This is a genomic window from Pseudomonas guariconensis, from assembly GCF_040822035.1.
GTDB lineage: Bacteria > Pseudomonadota > Gammaproteobacteria > Pseudomonadales > Pseudomonadaceae > Aquipseudomonas > Aquipseudomonas guariconensis.
Map to the genome: position 1 here is coordinate 2,408,999 of NZ_CP162012.1, position 17,181 is coordinate 2,426,179.

At 63.4% G+C, this 17,181-nt stretch carries 9 protein-coding genes; 3 read left to right on the forward strand and 6 right to left on the reverse strand.

The genetic code is table 11. The features are described 5' to 3' along the window. Nucleotides 1-306: 306 nt before the first annotated feature. The 4 genes from AB1N67_RS11080 to AB1N67_RS11095 all read right to left on the reverse strand — a co-directional run bounded on the left by AB1N67_RS11080 (nt 307) and on the right by AB1N67_RS11095 (nt 6,824). Nucleotides 307-1,728 carry an efflux transporter outer membrane subunit gene (locus tag AB1N67_RS11080; protein WP_102081732.1) on the reverse strand — a complete coding sequence of 474 codons (1,422 nt, stop codon included), beginning with the start codon at nt 1,726-1,728 and terminating at the stop codon, nt 307-309. After that, nucleotides 1,725-4,904 (reverse strand): efflux RND transporter permease subunit, encoded by a 3,180-nt coding sequence (locus tag AB1N67_RS11085; RefSeq protein ID WP_043214068.1) that lies wholly within the window; start codon nt 4,902-4,904, stop codon nt 1,725-1,727. Before AB1N67_RS11085 ends, AB1N67_RS11080 begins: the two co-directional genes overlap by 4 nt. Before the next feature lie 12 nt (nt 4,905-4,916). Further along, the gene (gene mexE, locus AB1N67_RS11090; protein WP_043214066.1) at nt 4,917-6,161 is read right to left on the reverse strand and encodes a multidrug efflux RND transporter periplasmic adaptor subunit MexE; all 1,245 of its coding nucleotides are present in this window, start codon (nt 6,159-6,161) and stop codon (nt 4,917-4,919) included. A gap of 180 nt (nt 6,162-6,341) precedes the next feature. Continuing rightward, entirely contained in the window at nt 6,342-6,824 is a 483-nt protein-coding gene (locus tag AB1N67_RS11095; protein WP_043214063.1) for a GNAT family N-acetyltransferase, read from the reverse strand. 145 nt (nt 6,825-6,969) lie between these two features. On the opposite strand from AB1N67_RS11095, the gene AB1N67_RS11100 reads away from it, so the two are divergent. Beyond that, nucleotides 6,970-7,590 (forward strand): LysE family translocator, encoded by a 621-nt coding sequence (locus AB1N67_RS11100; protein WP_367863802.1) that lies wholly within the window; start codon nt 6,970-6,972, stop codon nt 7,588-7,590. 21 nt (nt 7,591-7,611) lie between these two features. Then, nucleotides 7,612-8,487 carry an alpha/beta fold hydrolase gene (locus AB1N67_RS11105; RefSeq protein ID WP_367863803.1) on the forward strand — a complete coding sequence of 292 codons (876 nt, stop codon included), beginning with the start codon at nt 7,612-7,614 and terminating at the stop codon, nt 8,485-8,487. A 161-nt stretch (nt 8,488-8,648) separates the two neighbouring features. On the opposite strand, the gene AB1N67_RS11110 is transcribed toward AB1N67_RS11105, so the two are convergent. After that, nucleotides 8,649-9,347 carry a pirin family protein gene (locus tag AB1N67_RS11110; protein WP_043214056.1) on the reverse strand — a complete coding sequence of 233 codons (699 nt, stop codon included), beginning with the start codon at nt 9,345-9,347 and terminating at the stop codon, nt 8,649-8,651. 220 nt (nt 9,348-9,567) lie between these two features. Between AB1N67_RS11110 and AB1N67_RS11115 the strand changes: the two genes are divergently transcribed. Further along, nucleotides 9,568-12,039 (forward strand): UvrD-helicase domain-containing protein, encoded by a 2,472-nt coding sequence (locus AB1N67_RS11115; RefSeq protein ID WP_090342547.1) that lies wholly within the window; start codon nt 9,568-9,570, stop codon nt 12,037-12,039. On the opposite strand, the gene AB1N67_RS11120 is transcribed toward AB1N67_RS11115, so the two are convergent. Continuing rightward, on the reverse strand, nt 12,033-17,003 hold the full coding sequence (locus AB1N67_RS11120; protein ID WP_367863804.1) for a dermonecrotic toxin domain-containing protein: 4,971 nt from the start codon (nt 17,001-17,003) through the stop codon (nt 12,033-12,035). The genes AB1N67_RS11115 and AB1N67_RS11120 overlap by 7 nt on opposite strands. Nucleotides 17,004-17,181 lie beyond the last annotated feature (178 nt).

The following is a 17,181-nucleotide window of genomic DNA, read 5'->3' on the forward strand; positions in this document are numbered from 1 at the left end:
CGAAGTCGCGAGATGGAGGCTGGCGCAGCCAGCCGGAGGCCGCGAAGCCCCGAAAGGCACCGGAGCGGAGGGGACCCCGGAGCGCAGCGCAGGGGCCGGATGTGGGAGCCAGCGGTTTTTGCCTACTTTTGCCCAAGAGCAAAAGTAGGTCGCCGTAAAGGCGAAAAGCGCCGGTGGCGCCCCCACCAAACCCGGATATTCACACAGCCTGAAAGCCCAAGCCCCTCAAAAAAAAGCCCCGCAGACCAAAGGCCAGCAGGGCAAACGGTTGGGGGAGGAACCAACCAAAGGAGTCCTAGAAAAACCTCAGCGAACGCTGGCCACCGCCTGCCCCTCAGGCTGCCACCCGCCCCCCAGAGCCTTGTAGATCGCCACAATGCCCCGATAAAGCTCAACCTCACCCTGCGCCTGCGCATCCTCGGCACTGAGCCGCTCCCGCTCCGCATCGAGCAGCACCAGATAATCGACAGTCCCTTCCCGATACCGCACCGACGCCAAGTCAGCCGCCTTGCGACTCGCATCGCTTTGGCGGATCAACGCCAGCAGCCGTTGCTGACGCTTGCCGTAATCACTGAAAGCATTGGCCGATTCTTCCAAGGCCAGCAGCACCTGCTGTTCATAGTTGGCCAGCGCCCCCTCGGCATCGGCCTTGGCGCCGCGCAGGCGGGCCCGGACGCTGCCCAGGTCGAACGCCGCCCAGGTAATGCTCGGCCCCAAAGCCCAGGCATTGGCCGCCGACGAGCCGATCTGCGACCCACGCGCCGCTGTAAAGCCCAGGAATCCACTGAGGCTCACCCGCGGGAATAGGTCCGCGGTGGCCACACCGACGTTGGCCGTGGCCGCTGCCAGCTGGCGTTCGGCACTGCGGATGTCCGGGCGGCGGCGCAGCAGTTCGCCGGGGTCACCCACCGGCAAGGCCTTGGCAATCGCCGGCAAGGCTTTGGGCGAGAGGTCCACGCTCAGCGCATCCGGACGCTGGCCAAGCAGGGTGGCGATGCGGTTGCGGGCGCGCACTTGTTCGGCCTGCAACTGTGGCACGGTCGCTTCCACCGCGGCCAGGCGGGCATCGGCGCGAACCACGTCCAGGTCATTGCCGACCCCGGCATCGCGCAGGGTCTCGGTGATGCTGCGCGACTCCTGCTGGGTCTTGAGGTTGGCCAAGGCGATCTTCTCGCGCAGTTGGGCGCCGCGCAGTTGGCCATAGGCGTCCACCAGTTCTGCGATGAGGCTGACCTGCAACTGCTGCAGGTCGGCCGCAGCAGCCTCCTCCTGCGCTTGGCTGGCCTCGATTTGCCGCTGGATGCGGCCGAACAGGTCCAGCTCCCAGGCCATGTCCAGGCCCAGGTCATAGCGCTCACTGTTGACCCGCTGCTCGGTCTGGCCAGGGATCTGGCCTTTGCCGATGTCGCTGCTGACGCGGCTGGTCACCACCGGCAGTTGGTCGTTCTCGGCGTCCTCGCGAATCGAGCGCGCTGACTTGAGCCTGGCGAAAGCCACGCGCAGGTCACGGTTGCCTTCCAGCGATGCCTGTACCAGTTGGTTGAGCACCGGGTCGTCGAACTGCTTCCACCAGATGCTCTCGAAGCGGCTGCGGTCCAAGGCCTTGGTCGGCAGTTCGGCGTCCAGGTGCGCAGGCTCGGTCGCCGGCGCCTGGTAGTCCGGGCCCACCGCGCAGGCCGCCAGGGCCAATGCCAGCAGGCTCGGGGTCAGGGGTTTGAGCAGGTTCATGCATGGCTCTCCAGCGAGTGGGCGCGCTCGGCCTTGCGGGCCTGGCGACGTTCGACGAAACGGCGGATCAGGAAGAAGAACACCGGCGTCAGGAACAGGCCGAACACGGTCACGCCAATCATCCCCGAGAACACCGCCACCCCCATGGCATGGCGCATTTCAGCGCCGGCACCGGAGGAGAACACCAGCGGCACCACACCCATGATGAAGGCGATCGAGGTCATCAGGATCGGACGCAGACGCAGGCGGCACGCCTCCAGCACCGCAGCCAGCGGATCCAGGCCCTCGGCCTGCTTGTCCTTGGCGAACTCGACGATGAGGATGGCGTTCTTGCACGCCAGGCCCACCAGCACGATCAAGCCGATCTGGGTGAAGATGTTGTTGTCACCCCCCGAGATGATCACGCCGGTGATGGCCGACAGCAGGGTCATCGGCACGATCAGGATCACCGCCAACGGCAGGCTCCAGCTCTCGTACTGGGCGGCCAGCACCAAGAAGGCCAGCAATACGCAGAGCGGGAAGACGAACAGCGCGGTGTTGCCCGCCAGGATCTGCTGGTAGGTCAGGTCGGTCCATTCGAAGGTCATGCCGTTGGGCAGTTCTTCCTTGAGCAGTTTCTCCATGGCGGCCTCGGCCTGGCCGGAGCTGTAGCCGGGCGCGGCACCGCCGTTGATTTCGGCGGTGATGAAGCCGTTGTAGTGCATCACCCGGTCAGGTCCCGAGGTATCGCTGACCTTGAGGAAGGTCGCCAGCGGGATCATCTCGCCCAGGTTGTTGCGTACCTTCAGCTGGCCGATCTGTTCGGCGTCGAGACGGAACTGCTGTTCGGCCTGGACATTGACCTGGTAGGTGCGGCCAAAGCGGTTGAAGTCGTTGGTGTACAGCGAGCCCAGGTAGATCTGCAGCGTCTCGAAGATGTCGTTGATCGCCACGCCATGAGTCTTGGCTTTTTCGCGGTCGATGGCGGCATCGACCTGAGGCACGTTGACCTGATAGCTGGTGAACAGACCTGCCAGCTCCGGCACGTTATGGCTCTTGGCGATGATGTTCTGGGTTTCCTTGTACAGCGCTTCGTAACCCAGGTTGCCACGGTCCTCGATCTGCAGGCGGAAGCCACCGATGGTGCCCAGGCCCTGCACGGGCGGCGGCGGGAAGATCGCGATGTAGGCGTCTTGGATGTCAGCGAACTTGGCGTTCAGCGCCGCCGCGATGGCGGCCGCCGACTGGCTCGGGTCCTTGCGCTCGTCGAAGGGTTTGAGCGGGGTGAACACGATGCCGCTGTTGGGGCTGTTGGTGAAGCCGTTGATCGACAGGCCAGGGAAGGCCACCGAGTCGGCTACGCCAGGTTGCTCCAGGGCGATCTCGCTCATCTTCTTGATCACCGCCTCGGTGCGGTCGAGGCTGGCGGCGTCCGGCAGTTGGGCGAAGGCCACCAAGTACTGCTTGTCCTGGGCCGGGACGAAACCGGTCGGGGTGGACGAGAAGCCCAGGTACGTCAGGCCCATCAAGCCTGCATAGACGAACAGGGCGATACCGCTGGAACGAATGACCCGGCGCACACCGCCAACATAACGATGGCTTGCACGGTCGAAGAAGCGGTTGAACGGGGCGAACAGCCAGCTGCCCAGCAGTTTTTCCAGGAACCGCGAGAAGCGGTCCTTGGGCGCGTGGTGGTCCTTGAGCAGCACCGCGGCCAGGGCCGGCGACAGGGTCAGCGAGTTGAACGCCGAAATCACGGTCGAAATGGCGATGGTCAGGGCGAACTGCTTGTAGAACTGCCCGGTAAGGCCGGAGATGAACGCGGCCGGCACGAACACGGCGCACAGCACCAGCGCGGTGGCGATGATCGGCCCGGTCACTTCGCTCATGGCCTTTTGCGTCGCTTCCATGGGTTTGAGGCCCAGGCCGATGTTGCGCTCGACGTTCTCCACCACGACGATGGCATCGTCCACCACGATCCCGATGGCCAGCACCAGGCCAAACAGCGACAGCGCGTTGAGCGAGAAGCCGAACAGGTGCATCACCGCGAAGGTGCCGATCAGCGATACCGGCACGGCCATCAGCGGGATGATCGAGGCGCGCCAGGTCTGCAGGAACAGGATCACCACCAGCACCACCAACACCAGGGCCTCGAACAAGGTGTGCACTACGGCCTCGATGGAGCCGCGAACGAACACGGTCGGGTCATAGACGATGCTGTAGTCCATCCCCTCGGGGAAGTCCTTCTTCAGCTCGGCCATCTTGGCGCGAACTTCGTCCGAGATTTCGATGGCATTGGACCCCGGGCGCTGGAAGATCGGGATCGCCACCGCCGGCTGGTTGTTCAGCAGCGAGCGCAAGGCGTACTGGCTGGAGCCCAGCTCTACCCGGGCGATGTCCTTCAGGCGAGTGATCTCGCCGTTCTCGCCGGCGCGGATGATGATGTTCTCGAACTCTTCCTCGTTGACCAGGCGGCCTTGGGTATTGATCGATAACTGGAAGCTGGTCGCGCCAGGGGCGGGCGGGGCGCCCAGCTGGCCGGCGGCGACCTGGCGGTTCTGTTCGCGGATGGCCGCCACCACGTCGCTGGCAGTCAGGTTGCGCGAGGCGGTCTTGTTCGGATCGAGCCAGACCCGCAGGGAATAGTCGCCCATGCCGAACAATTGCACGTCACCCACGCCACCCAGGCGCGCCAGCTCATCCTTGATGTTGAGGATGGCGTAGTTGGACAGATACAGCATGTCGTAGCGGTTGTCCGGCGAGGTCAGGTGCACGACCATGGTCAGGTCGGGCGAGGCCTTGTCGACCGTGATACCGATGCGCGTCACTTCTTCGGGCAGCTTCGGCTGGGTCCGGGTGACCCGGTTCTGCACTTGCACCTGGGCGTTGTCCAGGTCGGTGCCCAGGGCGAAGGTGATGGTCAGGGTCAGCTTGCCGTCGGCGGTAGACTGCGAGGACATGTACAACATGTTCTCGACGCCCGTGATCGCCTGCTCCAGCGGTGCGGCGACGGTTTCGCCGATCACTTTGGGGTTGGCGCCGGGGAAGTTGGCGCGCACCACCACGGTAGGCGGCACCACTTCCGGATATTCGCTGATCGGCAGCTTGAACAGCGCGATGGAGCCTGCGATCAGCAGCACCAGCGAAAGCACGGCGGCGAAAATCGGCCGGGTGATGAAGAATTTCGAAAAGTTCATCGGTGGGGTCCCTTAACCGCGCGGTGCCTGGGCACTGGCGACGTTTTCACGAGCGCCGGCGACGGCCGGTGCTGCCTTGTTGCTGGCTTCCAGGGCCTGGCGCTGGCGGGCCAGGGTGGCAAGGGTCTCTTCGCTGGCCATCGGCGTTTCCTGTGGCGTGACCGGCGAGCCGGGGCGTACGCGCTGCAGGCCCTTGACCACGATGCGGTCATCCTTGCTCAGGCCGCTGCGCACGATCCGCAGGCCTTCGAGCTTGGGCCCAAGTTCCACAGCGCGGTAGGCGGCCTTGTTGTCCTTGTCCATGACCAGTACGAACTTCTTGCCAAGGTCGGTGCCCACGGCCTCGTCGTTGATCAGCACGGCGTCGTACTTGGCGCTGCCGACCAGCTTCAGGCGGGCATACAGGCCGGGAGTGAACCGGCCGTCGCGGTTGTCGAACACCGCGCGGCCACGAATGGTGCCGGTGCGCGGGTTGACCTGGTTGTCGACGAAGTTCATCTGGCCCAGGTGCGGATTGCCGGTCTCGTTGGTCAGGCCCAGGTATACCGGGGTGCTCTGGCCGCGTTGACCGTCGCGGGCCAGCTGGGTGTACTTGAGGTAGACCCGCTCGTCGGCGTCGAAGTAGGCGTAGACCTTGTCGGTGGAAACCACGGAGGTGAGCGGCGTGACGTCTGCGGTGACGATGTTGCCGGCGGTGAACTGGGCGCGGCTGACACGGCCGCTGATCGGCGCGGTCACTCGGGTGAAGCTCAGGTTCAGGCGGGCCAGGTCCAGTTGCGCCTGGATCGCCGCGACGCCGGCGCGAGCCTCGGCGGCGGCGCTGCTGCGCGATTCGGCCAGCTCTGCGGAAATCGCGTTGCTGTCACGCAGGCGTTCACCACGACGGGCTTCGTTCTCGCTACGCAGCGCCGTGGCGCGGGCTTGTTGCAGTTGCGCCTCCAGACGGCGTACCTCGGCCTGGAACGGACGCGGGTCGATCTGGAACAGCAGGTCACCTTTTTGCACTTGGGCGCCTTCGGTGAAAGCCACCAGGTCGATCTGGCCGGAGACTCGCGGACGCACCTCGACGGTTTCCGGCGCTTCCAGGCGACCGGTGAACTCGTCCCATTCGTTGATCGGCTGCTCGATCACCTTGGCCACGCTGACCTTGGGCGCGGCAGGAGCCTGTACAGCCTCCGGAGTACGACCGCACGCGGCGATCACCAGCACTGCCAGGGCAGCGAGGGGAAAGCGCAGGGGTTTGAGTGATTGTTCCATGGAGAACTCCGCCAATGATTGGATAGTGGGCGGATTCTGCGAGTCTTGCGCGCGGGGAACGAATCGAACGGCGCGAAGGTTATTATCAAGCGGAATGATATGTGGCCATGCATCATCGATCAGGACACATGGACGCCAGGCGTCCCGGACGGGTAAGGGCCGGGACGCGGCCCCGGGGTCTCAGGTCTGCGCAGCAAATTGCGCCAACCGCTCCCCATCGAGCCGGTAACGCACCCACTCATCCTGAGGCTCGGCGCCGAGGGACTTGTAGAAACCGATGGCTGGCTCGTTCCAGTCCAGCACGCTCCACTCCATACGCCCGCAGCCTTTGGCCACGGCTTCGCGGGCAATGTGCCGCAAAACTTGCCGCCCGGCGCCGTCGCCGCGTTGTTCGGGCGTGATGTAAAGGTCTTCCAGGTAGATGCCGTTGCGTCCAAGCCAGGTGGAGTAACTGTAGAAGTACACGGCAAAGCCAATGGCCACACCGTCGCGCTCACAGATCAGGCTGTGGACGGTGCTGCCTTCGTCGAACAGGCTGTGTTCGATGTCGGCAACGGTGGCCACCACTTCATGGCGCGCGCGTTCGTATTCGGCAAGCTCAGTGATGAAGGCGAGGATTTGCGCAGCATCGGTACGCACGGCAGGGCGAATGGTCAAGCTCATGTGCAGACGTCCTTGAAGGGGCAGGGCAAGTCGTTTGAAGCCGATACAGTCATGTGTATCGGTGCAATTTGTTGCAACTGTACGGGTCGCGCAGAAAAGCGCTCGGCTAGTGTGACAACACAACAACCCTTTGTGGAAGCCTGCCATGCTTGGATCAGCCGATCTGCTCACCGCCTTCGTGCTCTTTGCCTTCGTTTCATCGATCACCCCAGGGCCGAACAACACCATGCTGCTGGCTTCGGGGGTGAACTTCGGTGTGCGCCGGTCGATCCCTCATGCCCTGGGTATCAGCATTGGCTTCATGGTGATGGTGCTGGGCGTGGGCTTCGGCCTGGGCCAGTTGTTCACTGCCTGGCCGTCGCTGTACAGCATCCTGCGCTACACGGGCGCCGTGTATCTGCTTTACCTGGCCTGGAAGATCGCCACCTCCGGGCCGATCTCCGGCGATGCCGCACACACACGCAAGCCTCTGGGCTTCTGGGGGGCGGCGGCGTTCCAGTGGGTCAACCCCAAGGCCTGGGTGATGGCAGTGGGGGCGATTACCACCTATACGCCGGCCCAGGGCTATGTGCTCAACGTGATCGTCATCGCAGCCTTGTTCGCACTGGTCAATTTGCCCAGCGTCGGGATCTGGGTGATGTTTGGCAGTGCTTTGCGCAACTTCCTGCAGAACCCGCGCTGGCTGACGCTGTTCAATGTCCTGATGGCCTTGCTGCTGGTGATTTCGCTGTACCCGCTGCTATTTGTAGAATCGGTGTTTTCCTGAACCGATGAGTACACAAGGCCGATGCAGTTGATTCCCTGGTCCCACGAAAGCTCCGAAGGTTTCACCTTGCGTGGCTGGCGCTCGCCAGCCAGCGGGCGGCCCTTGTTGCACTTCTTGCACGGCAACGGTTTTTGCTGCCTGGCCTACCAGCCCTTGCTGATGCACTTGGGTGAACACTTCGATCTGTGGCTGAGTGATGTTCAGGGGCATGGCGACAGTGACCACGGCGGGGTGTTTCGTGGGTGGAATCGCAGCGCGGCGCTGGCGGTGGAAGCCTTCGACGCTGGACGCGGCGAATACGGCGACGTGCCCCGCTTCGCGGTCGGGCACAGTTTTGGCGGGGTGCTGACCGGCCTGATTCTGGCCACTGAGCCGCGCCTGTTCGAGCGCGCCGTGCTGCTGGACCCGGTGCTGTTCAGCCGTCGCATGATCGGCGTGATGGGTGCCGCCGCGCTGGTCGGGCTGCACCGTCGCCATGCCCTGGCACGCAAGGCTGCGACCCGCCGCAGCCACTGGCCGGATCGGGAGGCGGCGTTGGCCTCGCTGCAAGGGCGTGGCATTTTCAAAGGCTGGACCGATGCCTCGTTGCACGCCTATGTGGAGCATGCCATCGGTGAATGTGGTGATGGTGTCGTGCTCAAGTGCCGGCCTAGCCGCGAGGTCGAAATCTTCAGTTCGTTTCCCGAGCGGATGTGGACCCATCTGACGCGGATCCAGACCCCCACCCGCATCCTTTACGGTGAACATACCTATCCCTTCGTACCCCACTCGGTGCAGCGGCTGGCCGCATTGAACCATCAGGTGAGTGCCCAGCAGGTGGCCGGAGGGCACTGCTTCATGCAGGAAGACCCGGCAGCGGCGGCCGAGCAGGTCATGAGTTTCCTGCAAACCCGCTGAGCCCTTCGACAGTCGGTCCGCTTTGAGCGGAGCATCTGATTAATCGCATCCGGTGAGCTCGCGCCGGACGTGGGCCATGAAAGCCCCAGCGCGTTCAGCGTACTGTTTCGCCGAACGCTTGGGGTTTCACCGTCAGCCTACTTCGGGCGTGAAGGCCGGAGTCAGGCCACATCCACCAGGACGATTTCGCTGTCCTCGATCGCAATGACCCGCAGCACGTCTTCTTGCTCGATGGCTACGCCATCACGCGCCTTGGCCCTGAGCCCATTGACCTCGACCAATCCCTTGGCTGGCACCAGGTAGCCCCGGCGGCCGGCGTCGAAGCGGTACTCGGCGGTTTCACCGGCACGCAAGGTGGCGGCCACCAGGCGCGCGTCGGTGCGGATGTGCAGGCTGTCTTCATCGCCGTCCCGGCCACTGGCCAGGGTCACGAAACCTTCGCCGCGCTCGCCTTTGGGGAAGGGCCGGGTACCCCAGGAAGGCGCTTCGCCGACGCGCTCAGGCATGATCCAGATCTGGAAGATCCGAGTGTCGACCTTTTCCAGGTTGTACTCGCTGTGCACGATCCCGGTGCCTGCGCTCATCACCTGAACGTCCCCCGCCTCGGTGCGGCCTTTGTTGCCCAGGCTGTCCTGGTGGGTGATGGCGCCTTCACGTACATAGGTGATGATTTCCATGTCGCGGTGCGGGTGAGGCGGGAAGCCGCTGCCCGCCGCGATCAAGTCATCGTTCCAGACCCGCAGGTTGCCCCAGCTCATGCGCGCTGGGTCGTAGTACTCGGCGAACGAGAAATGATGATGGGCATCGAGCCAGCCGTGGTTGGCGTGGCCGAGGCTTTCGAACGGGCGCAGTTGCAGCATGGTCGTGCTCCTTGAATGGGTGGAATGACGCCATGATGCGCCAAACAAAGATCGAAAATAAGCGTAAATATCGGCTTGCTTTTATCTATTTATTAGATTCTTTTAGGTGCGCAAATACATGCGATTCATCGCCTAATACCCTGATCTGAAAGCATTCGCTGGCGATTTTTTACGGATGAGGTGAACATGGCCCGCTGATTCGATCTTCAACGGAGTGACTGTGTCCCACGAGCATCCCCCGGCTCCGGCCGAGCTGACGCCACCCGCCCAACTGCCTTGGTTTCGCCGCTTGGCCGCCCGCCTGTTGGGCCGCGGCCTGACCCGATTGCAAGCACAGCACCGCGACTCCTGGTTCCTGGGCCATGTCACCGGCCAGCGCAGCGGCCATGCCGATGGCCTGCGTGAAGGCTACGAGCGTGGCCGCGTCGAGGGCTATGAGGCGGGGCGCCAGGTGCTGGTGATTCGTGACCTGCGCCCCGAGGCGGCGGCCGTTCCCGGCCAGGACTCCAACCTGTTCGACGACTGGCGTCTCCCACTGACCGCCGAGCTGAAAAAACGCTTCAAGGCCGATGTCGCCCAGCGCCTGCCAGCTTCGGCCCAACCCAGCGCCGCTCAGTGGAAGCTGATCTTCAGCGACACCCCCTCCACTTGTGTGGTGGCCGGCGCCGGCGCGGGCAAGTCCACCTCCCTGGTGCTGCGCATCCTGTTGCTGCGCCATTACCTGGGCTATGAGCTGGACGCCATGACCGTGGTGACCTTCACTCGCGAATCGCGCAAGGATTTCATCAAGCGCCTGGTGCAGGTCTTTGCCCTGTGGCAGCTCGACCTGCAGCCAGCCCAGGCCCGGGAACTGGTGCGCACCTTCCATTCCCGCATCCTGCCGTTGGTGCGCAGCCTGCCAGGCTTCGGCCAACTGCGGGCCTTCGAGACCCTGGGCCAGGAACTGCCCGCAGGTGGCGAAGCCAACGCCGACGGCAACCCGTTCGACCTGCGCCTGAACGATGCCCAGCGCCAACAGCTCAATCTCTGCTACCGCGATCTGTTGCAAGCCAGCCCCCGCTTCGCCGAGCTCATCGGCACGTTGCGCCGGGAGGCATTGCAGCTAAAACCCCTGGACCCCGACCACCCCGATGTGCAGAAGCGCGTACAAGTGACCCAGTTGGCGGCCCAGCGCGACGAAGAACTGTGCGACGTGATCGAGGACCTATGGTTCGCCGCGGGGGCCTGGCCGATCAAAGGCATCGAGCCCTGTCGCGACACGGTGCAGATCCGTGGCAGTCGTTTTCATGTGCATGGCCGTTTGGAAGGGCTGGACGCCTGGGTGGTGCTCGGTTTCGACCCATCCGAAAGTGCCCAGTACCAACGCCCCGGCGCCAAGCTCGGGGTGCGGGCGGAGTGGGCTGTAAAGCGAACGTTGTTTCAAGCTTTCTGCGATAAACCACTGATATGGCTAGACAATTACACCTCCGCAAAGCGCCTGGCAGCTTCGCTGGCCGGTGATGCGGTAGCGGGCCCCGGCTTTGAGTACAAGGTCAAAGGCGAGCTGGCACCGGCGCCGCTTCTGGATGCGTTCGTCGCAGCCGCCAGCTTCATCGAGAACCTGGGGCTGGAAGTGAACACTGCGGTGGCCGGCATGAGCTTCTCGGCCGATGACAGTGATGCAGCGTTCTTCGAGGCGTTGGCATTGTTCTGGAAAGCCCTGGAGGCGCACCTGCTGGCCCAGTCGCCACCGGTAATGACCTACAACCGTATGTTCGCCCTGTTCGGCGAGAACAATCCGGAGAACTTGCGCCTGTTGCCCGACCCGCTGCTGCGCCCGCTGGCGCACCTGATGATCGACGAGTTCCAGGATGTCTCCCCGCAGATCGTCAGTTGGCTACGGGCGAGCCTGGCCGAGATCCGCCGACGTGGCCCGGCCATGCACCTCGGGCGCAACGCCGGTCACAGTTCATTGATGTGCGTGGGGGACGACTGGCAATCGATCTACGGCTGGCGGGGCAGCTCGCCGAAATACTTCATGGAGTTCACCAAGGCGTTTCCGTCACCGGCCAATACCCGAGTCATGTTGGTGGAGAACTACCGCAGCCAGCAGCACATCATCGATGCCGCCGAGCACTTGGTCAAAGGCGCGCCGGCCATCACCGGCAAGAAGGCCAAGGCCAGTGGTCTGGCCGCCGAGCTGCCGTTGTCGCCGGTCAAAGTCTTCGACCGCGATGAGGCAGCCCTGGCCGAGACCTTGATGGAGCATTACGCGCGCGGCGAAACGGTGATGATGCTGTTTCGAAGAAGTTCGGATAAGTCTTTGATAGAACAGCATTTATCGTCTGTTTATAAAGCTGATTCTAGCTTGCCGCCCGACCAACGTCGGCTGCGCCAGCTCACTTATCACAGCGCTAAAGGGTTGCAGGCCGATGCCGTATTCATGCTCGGCGACTGTCAGTACCTGACCAGCTCGCCGTACAAGAACCAGGCGTACCGCATGGCCGGCCTGGGGCGTGCCGGTGATGCCCAGCCGTTCGACACGGCGCAAAAGGAAGAGGTGCAGCGCCTGGCCTATGTCGCGGTGACCCGCGCGGTCAGGCACTGCTATTGGCACGTGGAAGCCGCCAACGGCGAGTCGGCGGGTGCGCCTCGCGCGTCCGGCCAGGTGGCTGGCCGGCACGCGTTTTTCGAAGACCTCCGCGGTCAATGAGCGTTCGGGTCCTGTTGCTTGGTCAGCTCGAGCAGCAGGGCCTCTTCCTCTTCCCGACGAGCTTTGAGCAGTACACTGGTCGCTTTGAGATGCACGCCCTCGTTGACCGCTACCCGGCGCGGCTGGCCAGCTGCATCCAATGGCTGCTCTGGCAATACGGGCTCCAGCACCTTGATCACGGCCTCGTCCAGAAATTCGACAGGCTCCGCTTCAGAATCCATGCAGTACTCCAGATAATCCAGGCCTGACTGCCAGCGCTTGGTCAGGGCGTCGAAGTCTTGGGCATAGCGATCTTTGAGAAACCGCTGCCAGCTCGGCTCTGTGGCGATCCAGACCTGCCGCGGCCCGTCGCTTTTTTCGTCCTCCTCGAACCGTTCGACGGCGTTCACCACCTCGTCCGCCGTGTGATCGGAGATCATCGCGGTCTGACGGTAGAGCATCTCGTGGCTAGGCTCTGGAAATTCCAGCCGAGCAGCTACTGCCTGACGCAAGGCCAAGCGTATTTCGATGTCATCGACCAGGCTTTGCCCCAATTGCTCCAGACCGATGTCATCCAGCGGATCGAGGGGAGGAAGTGCTGGGAGAGGCCCCCTCTGCATGGCTGGGAGGTTTTTCCATTCAAGGTATCGCGCCTGACGTTTCAGCCGGGTTGCATAGATACGCGATGCCAGCTTGTTTACTTGGTGGCGCCGGTACAGGCGACCGTAGAAGGTGAACAAGCGTGGCCCGGCAACCTCACCATCGGTGCTTTCGTCATACGCCAAGACTTCTACCTCGAGGGTACTCAGCCCGTCGGTAGCCGCATCGCCGCAGGTGGTCGGGAACTCACTGGCGATCCGATCCAGATGGGCACGCAAGTGTTCATCCTGGCTCGCCGTTTCCAGCAACCCCCAGATTTGCCGGGCCAACCCTTGCGGGCTGGTCCGTGCCTGTGCCGAGCGTCCGGAGCGCTCGATGACCTCACGTAGGTACGGGTAGGCGCCATCCTCGAACATGTGGTTCCACAATTCGCGTTGCGCGTCGGTCGCGTTAGCCAGCCACTGCACCGGCGCGACTTCAGGGGGCACTGCGGGCACGTTCGCCGCCGGGGGCTGAGGTAGCAGCTCGCGTGTTTCCAGAATCCTGACGCCTGCTCCACGCAAGCGCTCGGCCGTCTCTTCGGGGATACCGTTGTCGAAGAAGGTCCAGATGATCAAGCGCCTGCCGGTGCGCAATTCGTTGACGAAGTGGCTTTGCAGGATCCGCTCAAGCGCCGGGAACTCGGTGATGTGATTGTTGCTCAGCTGCAGGTCGCGCAATCGGCAGTCTTGCCGCTCCATCAGTTCGGTCAGGCCGGTCGGCCATTGGGTGAGCAGGCAGTCGTCCAGGTAGAGCCCTTCGAGATTGTGCAGTTCACCCAGCAGCGGGGCGTTCCCCAGTGGATTGTCCGAGAGACTCAGTTCACGCAGCGATGTCATCTGGCTGAAATGCGCTGCCAAGCCGGGGGTGAGGTCGATGGCGTTGGTGTTGAGTTGCAGTATCTGCAGCGGCAGCCTGGCCAGCATCTGCATGTCGGCAACGCTCAGGGTCAAACCGGCATGGGAGATGTGCAACGTGTGCAGGTGTCGCATGGCGCCCAGTACCTCGCGGGCCGCTGCATCCAGTTGCTGGAGCGGTGTGCGGTTAAGGGCCAGCGCTCGTAGCCCTGGCGCGCTGCGCAGTGCCCGGAACAGGGCGCGTGTGTCCAGTTGCGGGTTATTGGCCAGCTCCAACCGTTGCAGGTTCGGAAAGCTCTGCAGGAAGTCCTCTGGAATCGTCTGCAAATGCACACTGTCCATGGAGAGCTCGGTGATATGGGGAAACGGGACTGGCAACGAAGGCAGGGTATCGAGCACCAGATAGTCCAGATGCAGGTGCTGACCACCCTCGCGGCTCCACGTGCGGTTGAGCAGGCGGCTGAGCCTGCGGCGGTTATCGTATTCATCCTCCGTGCCCGTATCGGTCCAGTTTTGCAGCGTTTCGGCCAGGGTGGTGCGTTGTTCACCCAACACCCTGATTTGCCCCGCAACATCGCCGTGGCGGGCCATGTCTCGGGCCAGCGTACGGATCTGCTCCCGGTTGAGCCCCGGATACAGGCTTTGCAGGTGGGTATGGATAGCGTCCCTGCCGCTTCTTAGCAGGTTGGAAAAACGGAATCTGCCGCTCAGCGGATAGCCCGCCCGCCCGTCGCTCAGGCGCATCGGCGAGCGCCAACGAGGCTTGATTGGTTGCTGGCCTATCAATCGAGCTGCCAGGTTCCGGTCTGCCTGCGCCGCTGCAAGACGTTCATCCGGGCTGGCATCGGGTTGTTCCACCGCCAAGGCGTCAGCCAGGCGCTGGCTGTCGGCGTTGGCCAGGTCTGCCCGATTAAGCCCCAACAAGGCCCGATCCAGCCGCGCACGGGCCTGAAGGCGCCGTGCTTCCTCGGCGATGCGCAACGACACGCGGCCTGCTGCCAGGCGCTGTTTTTCGGTGGCGCTGGCGTTGTCGATGATCGCGTCCAGGGCATCGACGGGTAAGCCACCAAACTGACGGGCCAACACTTGGGCTGGCGCACTCAAGACCGGTTGGCGACTTTTATAGAGGCTTTCGAACATTGACGCGCGCTGGCCCGCCAGATGATTGGCCAGGATCTCGTTGAGGGCCAAGGCGTCTTGTTCGCTCACGTTATGGCCCGACAGTAGCGCGCGGATGGCCTGCGGGGCCATCTGCGATATGACCGTCTGACTGAGTTGGCCCTGTTCCAACTCGGTGCGCGTAATCTTGATTTGCACCTCGCCAGCGGTTTGTGCAGCGCCATATCGAGTGGCGTTGCCGGTCGATTCTGCGCCTTCGAAAGCGAGGATGACATGATCCTCAGGCCAGCCTGGCAATGTGGGCAGGGCCGGAAGCGCATAGTGCTTGTAGGCGGCAAGCGGCTTGGCGTGGCGCACACGGGAAATGACATCGTCAGTCTCCTGGTCGGTGCGCAAACGCTTGAGCGCGTCGATGAGCAGCGCCGGTGGCCGTTGTCCATCGATGTGCACGCGACGCAGCACATCGGCATCGGTACCGGTGGCAGCCATGGCCATGATCAGGTCGGTATCTTCCAGCCCGTCGGTCACAGGCCCGAGACGACGCATCAGTTGAAGATCGCTCCAGTCCAGCGGTTGTTCCAGGGTCAGACGCCAAGCACCGTGGCCGTTATGGCTCAGGCGCGGACGGTAGGCATCGGTGGAATCGGGTTGGAGCAGGGACCACTCGCCGTGCTCGCTTTGTTCGAGGGCATACATATGGCCTTCTATGCGTACGTAGTGCTTACCGTCCAGCGTATACAGGCCTTGAGCATCGGCAGACAGCTCGGCAGGCAGCTCGACAGGGCTCTGGTAAGCCGTAAGATCAGGGCGCCACAGGCGTTCTTCCCCATCGTGTCGGATCGATTGCAGGGCATCGACGAAGCCCGACGCCTTCAGTGCCTTGAGGCCGGCACCAAGGGTTGCTGCGCTGGCGATGTCGACCGCGATGGATTCCACCTGGGCCAGGGCCTGGGCGGTATCGTCGTCCTCCCAGGCTTCGATGCCATGGAACACGCTGCCCATGATTTGCGCTGCACCGATGGTCATCATGATCGGGTTGAGCAGCGGAACGAACATCGCCGCGACGTTAAGCACGTCCAGCCCCACCGACAGCCAGTGCTCCAGACGCTCCAGGCGCGACTTGGCATCGGCATCGGCGGTGGGTACCGCAATGCTGGCGGCATCGCTCTTGAGTCGGCGTACGTGGTCGCGGTGCAGGGTGACCCAGGGAGCATCGGGCAATGCCACGCGCTCATAGAGGAGCCTGGGCGCCTTCTTGTTCAGCCGGACCTTGCGTCCGAACAAGCGCTTTTGGACGAACAAGGCCTGACGCAGCTTGGTGGTCAACTCGCCCTGCAGGTTGTGAGGGGCGAAGCCGATCATCAAGCGCAACAGGTCAGTGTCCTGCATGCGCTTGGCGAGATCGCTTGCCGCTTGGCTCGCCGACGGATACTCCTGCAAAGGCGCATCCGGTGCGCCGGGAATGTAGACCATGCACGGGTTGGTCCCCTCCACCTGGTCCGGGCCGATCACCAACACTTCGTTCAGGGGCGTCTTGAACAGGTTGACGCGCCAGCATTTCAGGGTGTGGCCTTGGGAGTTCGGCTTGGCGGCGTTCTCGCACAGTTGCATGAGCGCAGCATGCCCTGCGTCGCTCACCTTTTCACGCAGTCGGGCAATCCATGCCTGGACCCGCAGCTCGTCCTGGCTGGCCTGGATGGACAGGCGCTGGATCCAGGCCGAGGCAGGACCGTCATAGAGGGCGCTGAGATGCGTCTGGTAATGCCGACCAAGGTCCAGATCGCGGCAGATTTTGACGAATCCGCCAGCGGTCAGCCCGGCCACGGGGCCTGTCACCGGGCTGGCGTCGGTCTTGCTGCGCTGCAAGGTACTGAAGGGGCCGGCTTCGTCCGCGCTTTCGAAATTGTGCAGCGCCGCTTCCAGCAGGCTGAGCCTGCGCGGCTTGCCCTCGGGGTCGCGTTCATAGCGTGCTGTGTCAGTCTGTGCGGCAACGGCGGCGGTCGTTTCTGTGAGCACCTCGATGATTTGCCTGAACGGCTGGAAGTGGTACTGCGCCTGATCGACGGGCTGATCGATGCCCAAGCGCGCTTCGAGCAGTGGCTTGCAGAAGTCAGTGATGCCCTTGAGTGGCTTCAGCGCATCCTGCAGGGTCCTGCGGCTGGCGTCCCGGCGGTCGATGGCAGTGTTCAGAGCCTGTTGATCCTCGGCGCTGGCTTTGGTGTACCAGGCGTGGGCGCTGCCATCGGCCTGGAGATAGTCCTTGCGCAGCCGGCTCAGCAGGTCGGGCACGCGCTGGGCGGGCAGGGCCTTGCACCAGGTCGGCAAGGAACGAACGATCTGTGCGTGATGGAAGGGGGGCTCGGTGGTCATGGTCAACTCCATTACAAAGAGCTGCCATTGAGCGGTCTCGGTGCGTGGCGCGGGTGATAGCGAGATAACACCCAAGGGGTCGGTGTCGAACACGTTACCGTCGGTCGCGGGCCAGCGAGCCTAGGCTGCCTGCGCCAAGGTAGGTTACCGGCCTGATGCGCGGGTGCCAGGCCAAAGC